This is a genomic window from Acinetobacter baumannii (assembly GCF_009759685.1).
GTDB classification, from domain to species: domain Bacteria; phylum Pseudomonadota; class Gammaproteobacteria; order Pseudomonadales; family Moraxellaceae; genus Acinetobacter; species Acinetobacter baumannii.
Genome location: NZ_CP046654.1, coordinates 757,829 through 770,264, shown reverse-complemented (window position 1 = coordinate 770,264; position 12,436 = coordinate 757,829). Strand labels below are relative to the sequence as shown.

At 39.2% G+C, this 12,436-nt stretch carries 10 protein-coding genes and 1 tRNA gene; 9 read left to right on the top strand and 2 right to left on the bottom strand.

From position 1 onward, the window contains the following. Nucleotides 1-45: 45 nt before the first annotated feature. Entirely contained in the window at nucleotides 46-1,083 is a 1,038-nt protein-coding gene (gene queA / locus GO593_RS03555) for a tRNA preQ1(34) S-adenosylmethionine ribosyltransferase-isomerase QueA (RefSeq protein WP_001177135.1), read from the bottom strand. Between the two features lie 181 nt (nucleotides 1,084-1,264). On the opposite strand from queA, the gene GO593_RS03550 reads away from it, so the two are divergent. The 9 genes from GO593_RS03550 to GO593_RS03510 all read left to right on the top strand — a co-directional run bounded on the left by GO593_RS03550 (nucleotide 1,265) and on the right by GO593_RS03510 (nucleotide 11,492). Then, a tRNA-Leu gene (locus GO593_RS03550) sits at nucleotides 1,265-1,351 on the top strand. Between the two features lie 534 nt (nucleotides 1,352-1,885). Then, nucleotides 1,886-3,154, top strand: coding sequence for a sensor histidine kinase (locus tag GO593_RS03545; protein WP_000194111.1), 1,269 nt, complete (start codon nucleotides 1,886-1,888; stop codon nucleotides 3,152-3,154). Between the two features lie 68 nt (nucleotides 3,155-3,222). Then, nucleotides 3,223-5,973: a bifunctional [glutamate--ammonia ligase]-adenylyl-L-tyrosine phosphorylase/[glutamate--ammonia-ligase] adenylyltransferase gene (gene glnE, locus GO593_RS03540; protein ID WP_000990840.1), complete on the top strand. Its 2,751-nt coding sequence runs from the start codon at nucleotides 3,223-3,225 to the stop codon at nucleotides 5,971-5,973. 24 nt (nucleotides 5,974-5,997) lie between these two features. Further along, on the top strand, nucleotides 5,998-6,924 hold the full coding sequence (locus GO593_RS03535) for a branched-chain amino acid transaminase (RefSeq protein ID WP_001046506.1): 927 nt from the start codon (nucleotides 5,998-6,000) through the stop codon (nucleotides 6,922-6,924). 67 nt (nucleotides 6,925-6,991) lie between these two features. Then, nucleotides 6,992-7,882 (top strand): mitochondrial fission ELM1 family protein, encoded by an 891-nt coding sequence (locus GO593_RS03530; protein WP_000548420.1) that lies wholly within the window; start codon nucleotides 6,992-6,994, stop codon nucleotides 7,880-7,882. A gap of 22 nt (nucleotides 7,883-7,904) precedes the next feature. Continuing rightward, complete coding sequence (locus GO593_RS03525) at nucleotides 7,905-8,933, top strand: glycosyltransferase family protein (RefSeq protein ID WP_000697424.1); 1,029 nt, start codon at nucleotides 7,905-7,907, stop codon at nucleotides 8,931-8,933. Further along, on the top strand, nucleotides 8,930-9,685 hold the full coding sequence (locus tag GO593_RS03520; protein ID WP_000989966.1) for a polysaccharide deacetylase family protein: 756 nt from the start codon (nucleotides 8,930-8,932) through the stop codon (nucleotides 9,683-9,685). Before GO593_RS03525 ends, GO593_RS03520 begins: the two co-directional genes overlap by 4 nt. Beyond that, nucleotides 9,682-10,446, top strand: a complete 765-nt coding sequence (locus GO593_RS03515; protein ID WP_001033817.1) for a glycosyltransferase family 2 protein — start codon at nucleotides 9,682-9,684, stop codon at nucleotides 10,444-10,446. The genes GO593_RS03520 and GO593_RS03515 overlap by 4 nt, the downstream gene beginning before the upstream one ends. Before the next feature lie 11 nt (nucleotides 10,447-10,457). Continuing rightward, entirely contained in the window at nucleotides 10,458-11,492 is a 1,035-nt protein-coding gene (locus tag GO593_RS03510; RefSeq protein WP_000706915.1) for a glycosyltransferase, read from the top strand. Here the strand turns inward: GO593_RS03510 and ghy are convergent. Then, nucleotides 11,489-12,379 (bottom strand): glycosyl hydrolase Ghy, encoded by an 891-nt coding sequence (gene ghy / locus GO593_RS03505; protein ID WP_002134572.1) that lies wholly within the window; start codon nucleotides 12,377-12,379, stop codon nucleotides 11,489-11,491. The genes GO593_RS03510 and ghy overlap by 4 nt on opposite strands. Nucleotides 12,380-12,436 lie beyond the last annotated feature (57 nt).

Here is a 12,436-nt window from a genome sequence, read left to right as displayed (position 1 = left end):
GTTAAACCTCGAATTAACTTATAAGATTTAACCCAGCTTTAGTTTTTAAACTTCTAATTTATCAATCAGCATTGCATCGCCATAACTAAAGAAGCGATAGCGATCTTTAACGGCATGTTCATAAGCAGCCAAAATATTTTCTCTATTTGACAATGCTGAAACTAACATGAGCAGGGTAGACTCAGGTAAATGGAAGTTAGTAATTAAACGGTCTACGATGCAGAACTCATAACCCGGATAAATAAAGATTTGTGTATCACCAGTCCATGCTGCGATTTTTCCGCCATGCGCTTGAGCTGCACTTTCTAAAGCACGTGTTGCAGTTGTACCCACAGCAATCACTTTATTACCGCGTGCTTTAGTTGCCAAAATTAAATCAATAGTTTCTTGAGGAACATCACACCATTCACTGTGCATAACATGATTTGTAATGTCATCAGTGCGTACAGGCATAAAAGTACCTGCTCCGACGTGAAGAGTCACAAAGGTTTTCTTAACGCCTTTTTGGTCTAACTTTGCTAACAACTCTTCGTCAAAATGCAAGCTTGCTGTTGGGGCAGCCACACTGGCAATTTTTTCTGGATTATGGAAAACCGTTTGATAGCGTTCAGTGTCAATTGCTTCTGCTTCACGATTGAAGTAAGGCGGGATAGGTAACTGACCATATTGCTCAAGTACTGGCAAAATTGGTTGTGAAAACTCAACAACAAATAAGTTTTCGTGACGGCCACGCACAATCACGGGAATATTGTCCGCACCAACAAAAAGCTCAGCCCCTGCTTTAGGTGAATTGCTCGCTTTAATATGGCAATACGCTGTGGTGTGGTTCAGCATACGCTCAACCAAAATTTCAATAGCACCACCTGTAGCACGTTTCCCTTTAAGTCGAGCTTTCATGACTTTGGTATCGTTGAGTACCAATAAATCACCTTCTTCGAACAGATCAATAATATCTGTGAACATATGATCGTGATATTGGCCCTTAGCATCTAAATGCAATAAACGCGAAGCACTACGTGTTTCGAGTGGGTAACGGGCAATAAGTTCATCGGGTAGTTCAAAGGAAAAGTCAGACAGTTGCATATTCAGGAAAAACACCGCAAAAATTGCGCCTAGTATAAACTTTTTCGCTTTTTTATGGCTGTGCTTCTGGCCTAAATCATGAAAAATGTTTAAATGATCTAAAAGTGAACGATAATATTCACTTAGGGTTTGACAAGTTTTGCAAACGCGCTAATATACGCAACACAAACATACTTCCTCTCCCGAGGTGGTGAAATTGGTAGACGCGGCGGACTCAAAATCCGCTGTCAGAGATGACGTGTCGGTTCGAGTCCGACCCTCGGGACCAAGATTCAGAATCTTATGATTCTATGAAAACCCCTAAACTGACGGTTTAGGGGTTTTTTGTTGGATATAAAAAAGTTCCTAGACTTTACGAAATTATGAGCTACTTGCTTTGGTTCCGAGGGTCGGGATCAAATCGCTTATAAATTTAGAGCTATTAAAGGTTTTTTAATTTTTCAATTCAAGCAGACTTTATTTAAATATGAAATGCATTTGATAAAAGCAAAATTTGAGTCGAAGTTAAGGTTTCATATTTATAAGATGATTTAAGCTAATTTTTATCTCTTTTCTAGCTAATTTTGACTTCCTATTTCCTATTACTTACAACTCTTTCTTCCAAAAAAATTGTTGTATTTTTCTAAACCATACCCACTTTATGTATCTGAAAACCTTTAATTGAAACTTCACATTTCTATTTCGAAAAGAAAGTTGCTCTTTTAATGTACTGTGTTAAAGTTTGTAGTAGATCATAATGATTATAAGTACATTCTTCAAAAGAGCGGTTCCGACCAACAATGACAAAATCTGTGAGGCGGGCATGACACAGCGATTAGAACTACATCAGGTAGAGCAGTTAACAGCTTGTAAGATATCACTATTACTTGGATTAAATGCCGAGCAGAATTATATTGAGCAATTTTTCCGGTTTAGTCTTCGCCTGTTGAAGTGTCAAAAAGCTTTGCTTACTTTTAATCAGGAACCTTATTTTTGGCATCATTGCCCGGATGGCATGACTGCAATTTCCTTTAAACCTTCAAGACACCTAAAACAATGTTTTGCTAAACAACAGGTGATTCATCACAATCATCCTTCTTATCAAAATTTAATCAACTATTTAAAAGAGCTAAATATTGAATGTGGGCGTGCCTTAGCTGTCCATTTGGTGCAGCCTGACCAGACATCTATGGGATTTGCAGTTTTCTTCGATGACGATGAAAATTGTTTTGAAGATGATCAAATTCAGTTGCTTCTCGATTACTGTTCTAGTTTTATGCAACAAGTCGAGTTGAAGTTTAATTATGAAGAATTAAATGAACTCTATGAGCAGCAAGTCGCGCTGAACTCGAGTAAAACAAAGTTCTTTTCCATTATTTCGCATGACTTGCGGGCACCATTTCATGGCTTGTTAGGTTTCTCCGAAGTGTTAGCTAAAGAACGTGAAACACTGGATGAGTCGAGTATTCAAAACATTGCCGATTATTTATACGACACTTCTCAATCGACCTATAACTTACTTGAAAGTTTGCTGACATGGGCAATGGCCGAAGGTGGTCGCTTTGTTTATCACCCAATTAATTTTAAGCTTAGACAAGTGAGCAATATTGTTTGTGATGTGCTGCATACTTTGGCTTTAAAGAAAAATATTGAATTGGTAAATGCGGTTTCCGAAGATTTAAAAATCTATGCCGATATCAATATGATGACTTCCGTGATCCAAAACTTGGTGTCAAATGCATTGAAATTTACCGATGTTGACGGCTCTGGAAAAGTGTTCATTGAAGCAAAGCAGGTGGGTACAAATGTCGAAATCACTGTGCGTGATACAGGGCTTGGCATGACTGAACAGCAAATGGCAAATTTATTCCATCCGCGTATTACAGCAAGCTTTAAAGGCACCGCTGGGGAAAAAGGTGCGGGTTTAGGTTTGAGCTTATGTAAGCGTTTTGTCGAGATTAATCAGGGGAAAATTAGTGTAACTTCCCAAAAAGGAGTGGGAACGACATTTAAAGTTTTATTACCCTCTGCTCAAGAAGTTCCTGAACATCATATAGAACAACAAAATACATCTGAAGCAAAATTGGTTTAATCCCTTTTCCTACTACTACTTGAACTGCTATAACTAAAAAGAGAGTCTGAGGAAAAGAGCTTTTTTATATGAATGCGGAGCAGTTACAAAAAACATTGCGTGCCAGCCAATATGCTGAACAAGTTTTAGGGTTACATCAGGCTGTTTTAGAACAAGATTATCAAATAGATCAATTTGCTGCACCGCTCTCAACAGAACAAATTTACCAACTTGTAGACACCACCCTTGACGGAATTGGCGATGAAATAACGTGGATGCGTGCGCTTCGTATACTGCGCAGTCGTTTAATGTTTCGCTGGATCTGGCAAGATGCCAATCAACTGACGGATGTCGTTACACTTACTCGTGAACTTTCAGACTTTGCCGATGCAAGTATTTGTGCCGCAAAGGCTTTTGCTCGTGTTGCATTGGTTGTTAAACATGGCGAACCATTAAGTTATTCAGGCAAAGTTCAAGATTTGATTGTGGTTGCCATGGGTAAGCTTGGGGCACAGGAATTAAATCTATCAAGTGATATCGACCTGATTTTTGCCTTTGATGAGCAAGGCGAAACCAACGGTCGTAAATGTATTGATGTACAGCAGTTCTGTATTTTGTGGGGACAAAAACTTATTTATTTACTTGAACATATCACTGCAGATGGTTTTGTGTTTCGAGTAGACATGCGCTTACGGCCTTGGGGAGATGGCTCAGCATTAGCGATTAGTCATGCAGCTTTAGAAAAATATTTAAGTCAGCATGGCCGTGAATGGGAACGTTACGCATGGATTAAGGCACGCGTAGTTACTGGGGGTAAAGAAGGGCAAGACTTATTAGAAATGACACGTCCTTTTGTATTCCGTCGTTATGTCGATTACACCGCTTTTGCTGCTATGCGCGATATGAAAGCGATGATTGAGCGCGAAGTATTACGTCGGCATATTGAAGATGACATTAAGCTCGGGGCAGGCGGTATACGCGAAATTGAGTTTATTGTTCAGGTGTTCCAGCTTATTTACGGCGGTTCTAAACGTGAGCTGCAAGACCGTCAATGTTTGGTCAGTCTTGAACATATTGGTGAGGCAGGCTTGTTAGAAAAACAGGCCGTACTAGAGCTTGAAGATGCTTACCTATTCTTACGCCGTGTTGAACATGCAATTCAAGCCTTGAATGATCAACAAACGCAACTATTACCAGAAGAAGCAGATTTACGACAACGCATTATAGATACTTTGGGTTTTACGAGTTGGAATGAATTTATTGATGTTCTTAACGAGAAACGCCAAAAAGTAAAAGTTCAGTTTAAGCAGCTCATTGAAGACACAAGTTCCAATGCAGCTACCGAGAACTTTGGACAGTTAGAGCAGCAGCTAGATGAAGTGTTAGATGATAATGCAAAAAATCTGATTCATGAGTTCTGGCATGGTCATGCACTTAAAAAACTTCCTTCCAATGCCGTGCAGCGTTTAAAAACGTTTTGGCCCCATTTAATTGAAGCCATTTTACAGTCTGAACAACCACAAACTGCATTATTACGTTTAATGCCACTGATTGAATCAGTCATGCGTCGAACCGTCTATTTGGTAATGCTGATTGAAAGTAAAGGGGCATTACAACGCTTAGTAAAAATGGCGACAGTGAGCCCGTGGATTTGTGAAGAGTTAACGCAATATCCGGTATTGCTGGATGAGTTCTTGTCGATGGACTTTGAATTACCAAAACGTAAGGACTTGGAAGACTCATTACGTCAGCAATTACTTCGTATCGAAATTGATCAGGTCGAAGATCAAATGCGGGTACTTCGCTTGTTTAAAAAGAGTAATGTGTTAACGGTCGCTGCAAGTGATGTGTTAGCTGAAAGTCCTCTTATGAAGGTCTCTGATGCTTTGACAGATATTGCAGAAGTCAGTGTTAATGCAACTCTTAATTTAGCTTATCAGACCGTAGCAAAGCGTCATGGTTACCCAAAAGATGTCGAGGGAAAACGTTGTTCACTCGATTATAAAGCCTTTGCTGTCATTGGTTATGGCAAGGTGGGTGGTATTGAACTGGGCTATGGTTCGGACTTAGATCTGGTCTTTATTCACTATCTAGATGAACAAGCCGACACGGATGGTACTAAGTCAATAACTGGTTTTGAGTTTGCCATGCGTGTCGCTCAAAAGTTTATGTCTTTAATGACCACTCAAACGCTTGATGGCCGCGTTTATGAAATTGATACACGTTTAAGACCTTCAGGTGAGGCAGGTTTATTGGTGACAAGCCTGAAAGCCTATGAGCATTATCAGTTGAAAAGTGCATGGCTTTGGGAGCATCAGGCATTAGTTCGTGCACGTTCTATTGCAGGTGATGAAGCGCTTTGCCAAAAATTTGAAATATTTCGCCGCGAGATATTGACTCAATCTAGAGATGAGGCTTATGTTCGTGAGGAAGTGCTGAAAATGCGTCAGAAAATGAAAGACCACTTAGGTTCATCTTCTGAACAAAAAAAACATGGTATTTTTCATTTAAAACAGGACGCAGGTGGTATCGTAGATATCGAATTTATGGCACAGTATGCTGTACTTGCATGGAGCGGGACGAAACCCGATCTCGCCCATTATTCTGATAATGTAAGAATATTAGAAGATGCTGCTAAAGCAGACTGCTTATCCAGTGAAGATGCCACAGCATTAATTCGAGCCTATCTTAGTGAACGTGCCGAAAGCCACCGCTTAGCCCTTGCGAATCAATCCATGCAAGTAAGCGCAGCGGACTGGCGTAGTACCCGTGCGGTCGTTTGCAATTTATGGCAAAGATTAATAGACCCAACCGCCTCGGTTGAGTTGGATAGTGAATGATTTTATAACAATTTGGAGTGTTCCATGAATTTGGCTGATCGTGATGGTTTTATTTGGCAAGATGGACAATTAATTGATTGGCGTGATGCAAAGATTCACGTTTTAACCCATACTTTACACTACAGTATGGGTGTATTTGAGGGTGTTCGTGCTTATGAAACTCCTAAAGGTACTGCAATTTTCCGTCTTCAAGACCACACAAAACGTTTGTTAAATTCAGCAAAAATTTATCAAATGAAAGTGCCGTATGATCAAGCAGCGCTTGAACAAGCACAAATCGATGTTGTTCGTGAAAATAAATTAGCTTCTTGCTATTTACGTCCACTGATCTGGATCGGTTCAGAGAAACTTGGTATTGCAGCAACAAATAACACTATTCATGCCGCTGTTGCAGCATGGGCATGGGGTGCATATCTTGGTGATGAAGCAATGGCGAAAGGTATTCGCGTTAAAACTTCATCATTTACTCACCACCATCCAAACGTGACCATGTGTAAAGCAAAAGCATCTGGTAACTACACGTTGTCAATTCTTGCTCACCAAGAAGTTGCACATTCGGGTTACGATGAAGCAATGCTTATGGACCCACAAGGTTATGTGTGCCAAGGTTCTGGTGAAAACGTATTCTTGATTAAAGATGGTGTTTTACACACTCCAGATATTGCTGGTGGTGCACTTGACGGTATTACACGCCAAACCGTGATGACGATTGCTAAAGATCTTGGTTATGAAGTTGTTGAGCGTCGTATTACGCGTGACGAATTCTATATTGCCGATGAAGCATTCTTCACAGGTACTGCTGCTGAAGTAACACCAATTCGTGAATACGATGACCGTCAAATCGGTGCAGGTTGCCGTGGCCCAATTACTACTGAAATCCAAAAGACTTTCTTTGATGCAGTTCAAGGTAAAAATCCAAAATATGAACACTGGTTAACTTACGTAAAATAAGTTAATCCGTTAACATGAAAAGGCGAACGTTGGTTTCGCCTTTTTATTTTTGGGTTAGGGAGCTTTTATGCATATTGTCTATGTCTCTGATGGTAAAGCAGGGCATCGCTCACAAGCTTTAGGCTTGTTTCAGGCGATGCAAAGACAGCAGGCAAATGCAACTTTTGAAGAAGTCTCTATTAATGACTTGCCTGTTATGTCCTTAATCAAAGCGCTTTTTTCTTCAAAAAAATCTCTATTTCAACAGGCGCCCGATTTTATATTTGGTGTTGGAAGTCATACGCATTTTCGTGTCTGGTTGCTCGGTAAAATTTTCAAAAAGGCGAAGACCATTATTTTAATGAAGCCAAATTTACCGACGGTTTGGTTTAATTATGCTGTGATTCCAGAGCACGACGGTATTCCTGCGAATAATCGAGTGATTGTTACGCGTGGGGCATTAAATCCCATTCGTAATGAAAAACGCCATCAAGCTTCTAGAATTTTAATTGCATTAGGTGGTTCGTCAAAACGACATCAATGGAACCAAGAAAAAGTATTATTAAGCATGCAAAAGATTGTTGAGAATAATCCAGATGCCGAAATAATTCTAACGACTTCACGTCGAACACCAGCAGAGTTTATTGATATTTTAAGACAACAAAGTTTTGCCCAGCATTTACAAATATTTCCGGTTGAGCAAACACCTCAAGGCTGGATTTTTGAAGAGATGCAAAAAGCAGAAGCTGTATGGGTAACAGAAGATAGCGTTTCTATGGTTTTTGAAGCACTTACTGCGGGTTGTCGCGTAGGGGTCATAGCAATCGATCGGTTGAAAGACGATAGAATTACGCACTCGATTGATCAAATGATAGAATCACAACTAATTTCACAGAATACTTGTGTCGTACAGTTGCCACAACCTTATGCTTTTAAAGAAGCAGACCGTGTGGCAACATATCTTTTAGCGAAAAATTAAATTTTTTATTTTGAGTAAATAAATGAAAATATTGCATATTGCAAATTTTGGCTTTAATAAACAAGGCGCACATTTTTACTGCACAGACCGTAAAATTTCTGCCGGATTAATTGAAAATGGCCATTTCGTTTATGATTTTAGTTTCCGTGACATGGCTCGAATGGGAACAATCTTTAAAACCAAAAAATTAGGGGCAAAGTGGGCCAATAAAGAAGTACTCAAGGTTGTTAATAATATTGAACCTGATTTGGTATTGATTGGTCATGGCGACTTGATGAGTCCAGATGTTTTAAGACAGATTAAAGAGTCTTACCCCAATACTAAAATTGCATTTTGGTATGTTGATCCGCTTTATCTTGAAAACAAACTCGACTTTGTCAAAGCATTTTCACCTTATCTAGATGCTATTTTCTGCACAACAGGTGGAGAATATCTCCAAAAGTTAAAACAGCCTCATTTAAGTGTGGCTTATATGCCGAATGTTGGTCATCGCAATGTAGAAACACTACAGCAATTTTCAAACTCAAAAACTGACAAAACTTTTATTTTCTGCGGTGTTGTTTATAAAGAGCCTGAGCGCGAGAAATTCTTAAAAGATTTAGCAGAGGCTTTGCAACAAGGCCATGTAAATTATCAATATTATGGTTGTTTTGAACAGCCAGGTGTATATGGTAAGGCTTATTATAAGGTTCTGTCTGAAACAAAAATGGGGCTCAATTACTCACGCCGTAATGATGTAACCTTATATAGCTCTGATCGTATTGTTCAGCTGACTGGTAATGGTTTACTTACCTTTAGCCCAAGAATTCCAGGCTTTGAGAAACTCTATACTGAGCAGGAAGTGGTTTACTTTGATGATCAGTTTGACTTGGCTAAGAAGATACAATTCTTTGATCAAAACCCAGAGCAGGCTGAAAAAATAGCGAAAGAGGGCTGGGAGAAAACGCGTAAGTCTTTCAATGCTAAACGCATCACCCAGTTTATGGTTGAAGTGACATTTAAGCAGCCCCTTTCAGAAGATTATGAATGGTCACATGAGGTTTATGCATGATGTGGTTTTTGTACGTTGCGGTAGGCCTGCTAGCACTTGCTGCACTGTTATATGTGCTAGGTAATTATACATTCTGGCTTCCGTTTCGTTCGAGTAAACTACCTCGCATTGTGATGTTACATCAGGTCACTCCTAAAGATGCTGCTTCTGGCATGAATATGCCTCCTGAAAAGTTTGAACAACTCTTAACGTTGTTAACGCGTAAAGGCGCTATCTTTTGCTTTGTTTCTGAGCTTGAACAATATCGTAATCAAAAGAATGTGGTTGCTTTAAGTTTTGATGATGGCTTTATGGATAATTATCTTTATGCCTATCCACTACTCAAAAAATATAACGCGAAAGCAACTATTTATTTAGCAACGCAAATTGAAGGCATCGAAAAGCTCACTCATGAGCAAATCCATGAAATGGCCAACTCTGGTTTAATTGAATTTGGTGCGCATACTCAACATCATGTGAACTTACTTAAGCTTGATGACCAAACCGCTTATGACGAAATGCTTCAGTCTAAGCGTGATGTTGAAGCATTAGTTGGGAAGTGCCCGAGTTTTGCTTATCCATTTGGTCGATTTAACGAAAAGCACCAGAAAATGGCCCAAGAGATTGGCTTTAAAAATGCAGTATCGACTCGTAAAAAAATCGAAGCATATGAAGCAGATAACCAATTTAATATTCCACGTGTCAGCACGCATGGTGCCATGAATGCTTTACAGATGCGTATCGCCCTTGCTAAAGGACGTTATAAGTTATGAATAAAATTCCATGTAGTGTTTATATTGTCACTTTAAACTGTGGTGCTTGGTTAGAGCGAACTTTACAAAGTGTCAGTGAGTTTGATGAAGTTATTATTTTAGACTCGGGCAGTACTGATAATACTTATGAAATTGCTCAGAGCTTTGAAAATACGCAAATTTCTCACCAAGACTGGCAGGGTTATGCTGGGCAAAAAAGTTTAGCTTTAGCTAAATGCCGAAATGATTGGGTGCTTAATTTAGATGGCGATGAAGTTTTATCTAATGAGTTAAAACAAGAAATTGTTGAGACCATTCAACAGAACAAGCTTGATGCACTCATCACCCCAATTAATGATGTATTTTTAGGTGTTCCGAACAGTAAACATACTAAAAAACATGCAAAAGTGCGTTTTTTCCGTAGGTCTAAAGGGCATTATGACCTTGCCAATAAAGTCCATGAAAATGTGATCGTAGATGGTGAATCTCAACGTGCTCAACACGATATTTACCACTATGGTGAGTCGAGCATTTTCGTTAAAGTCGAAAAAAATAACCAATATTCCAACTTAAAAGCATTAGAGAAATACCAAAAAGGAAAGTCTCCAAGCATTGCAAAATTGGTTTTGGTGATGCCAGTGACTTTTATGAAGTCTTATTTTATTCGCCGTAGCTTCTTAAATGGTTGGCGTGGTTTCGTAAATAGTATGATTAACGCATTTTATGCATTTCTAAAAGAAGCTAAGCTTTTTGAACAGACCATGAATAAAGATAAAAAATAAGTAGGCAAGCTATGAAAATTGTTCAGGTATTGGCAACTAGCGGTGGAGTTGGTGGATTAGAGCAGCACACTTTTAACCTTGTTAATGAGCTTGCTTTAAACCATGAAGTACATGTGATTGCACATCCTTGCTATGTAGACAAGTTTAGCCAACAAGTACATTTTCATGCTATCGATTTTGCCCGTAGTCGTTGGAATATTTTTTTACTTTGGCAACTTAAAAATCTTATTCAACAAATCCAACCCGCTATTGTTCATGCACAAGCAGGAAAAGCGGCTGAGCTGATTGCCCGCATTAAGCCATTTTTATCTGATCCAAAGTTTGTAACGACTGTTCATGGTACTAAAAAGAATAAGTCTGCTTATTTAGCAGGTGATGCAGTTATTGCGGTGAGCCAAGCGCTCACGCAAGGCATTCCAGAGTCTAAAGCACACGTAGTTTATAACGGAGTATATCCTCAGCCCGTACTTACAACTGAAAATAAAGAAAAATTGCTTCAATCGATTCAAAAAGATTTTACTGAGCTAGACACAAGCAAAAAAGTTGTTATGTGTATTGGACGTCTAGAACCAGTAAAAAATATCAGTTTATTGATTGAGTCGATGCAACAGATTGATGCCAATTTATGGATTGTTGGTGACGGTTCACTTCGAGCAAGTTTGGAAAAGCAAGTCAGCGAATTGAACATGCAAAATCGGGTCGCTTTTCTTGGGTTTAGAACTGATGCGCGTGATCTGGTACAACTGGCTGATATCGTGGTTTTATCATCAGATCGTGAAGGTTTTCCACTTGTTATGGTCGAGGCTTTACAGGCCGATAAAGCAATGGCTTCAACCAAAGTGAACGGTGTGATCGAGTGGTTGCCAGAGCAATATCTAGCCGAAATTGGAGATACTCAAGGTTTAGCAAAAGCGATTGAATATGCCCTTCAATCTGAGGCTCAAAATGACTTCAGCCCACTATATGCAAAGGCCAAGGCTGAACTGACTGTACCAGCCATGGCTGAGCAGACGCTTAACATTTATAAAGGCCTGCTGAAAACTTAATTATTTTTTGGTGTAAGGCGGATGGCATCAAGTACGACGAAATTATCTTCGAAATTAATAGTATGGCAACCGTCATCTGCTTGATTCCAGTCTGGTAAAACTACTTCTAGTAATTTTTCTTCATAAGCTGCTGGACTAAGCTGAGTAATTGCTTTTAATTCGATATTGCCGCCATAACGTTTTAAAGAATCTTGGCTTGGCCGAACCAGTTGCCCTTTGTAAACAAAAGGTTTGCCCGCCATACGGAACTGCTGACTTCCTCGGCACACTGGGTTCATTGGGTGCTCTTGCCAGTTAGGATTTAAAATATCTTCGGTAAAGAACAAATCTAAACGGTCACCAAACTTTTTACAATCACGGCGCGTTGAGGTAAAAAGATACCATAAGCCCTCATGGTAAAAAGGGGTGCTATCAACCGCTTCAATATTTTCCATTAGGTTAGAATGCTTCTCCCATTTCATTGGAAAATCAGTACATTTCCAGAGTTCAATAGTTTTGTTGGCAGAAGACTCTGGAATCATGTACCAAGTGCTATCTATTTTAAATACGCAAGGATATGAGAGGTGGTAATCGAGTTTTAAAATAGTTTCGGGCGGGGTGTAAGTGCCATCCTTAAAGACTTCTAAAACTGAAAGAAAGCCTACCGGATGTTGATCATCCACCTCTTCAAAGAAAATAAAATGTCGTCCATTTTCATGAGCATAAAAGCTATCGGCAAAGGTAAACTTTCCAGGAGAATGGATTTCAAAGAGAGAATCTAATTGCTCAAGTATTGTAAAAGGTTGTTCTAACCAGCCAAAACGCATATACCAATGAGAGTCAAAAGTTTTTGCTTTTTTTGCTTGTTGGTACTTGTACCATTTTTTTTGGATTAGGCGATTTAGCATTAAATTTTACACTCGATATAACTATAATTAGATAGACTATCCCTGACTCATTTTAAC

Coding starts and splice junctions, on each gene's coding strand:
- GO593_RS03535 (WP_001046506.1), top strand. CDS start 5,998: ATGAATTTGGCTGATCGTGATGGTTTTATTTGGCAAGATGGACAATTA.
- GO593_RS03520 (WP_000989966.1), top strand. CDS start 8,930: ATGATGTGGTTTTTGTACGTTGCGGTAGGCCTGCTAGCACTTGCTGCA.
- GO593_RS03530 (WP_000548420.1), top strand. CDS start 6,992: ATGCATATTGTCTATGTCTCTGATGGTAAAGCAGGGCATCGCTCACAA.
- GO593_RS03510 (WP_000706915.1), top strand. CDS start 10,458: ATGAAAATTGTTCAGGTATTGGCAACTAGCGGTGGAGTTGGTGGATTA.
- GO593_RS03545 (WP_000194111.1), top strand. CDS start 1,886: ATGACACAGCGATTAGAACTACATCAGGTAGAGCAGTTAACAGCTTGT.
- GO593_RS03525 (WP_000697424.1), top strand. CDS start 7,905: ATGAAAATATTGCATATTGCAAATTTTGGCTTTAATAAACAAGGCGCA.
- GO593_RS03515 (WP_001033817.1), top strand. CDS start 9,682: ATGAATAAAATTCCATGTAGTGTTTATATTGTCACTTTAAACTGTGGT.
- queA (WP_001177135.1), bottom strand. CDS start 1,083: ATGCAACTGTCTGACTTTTCCTTTGAACTACCCGATGAACTTATTGCC.
- ghy (WP_002134572.1), bottom strand. CDS start 12,379: ATGCTAAATCGCCTAATCCAAAAAAAATGGTACAAGTACCAACAAGCA.
- glnE (WP_000990840.1), top strand. CDS start 3,223: ATGAATGCGGAGCAGTTACAAAAAACATTGCGTGCCAGCCAATATGCT.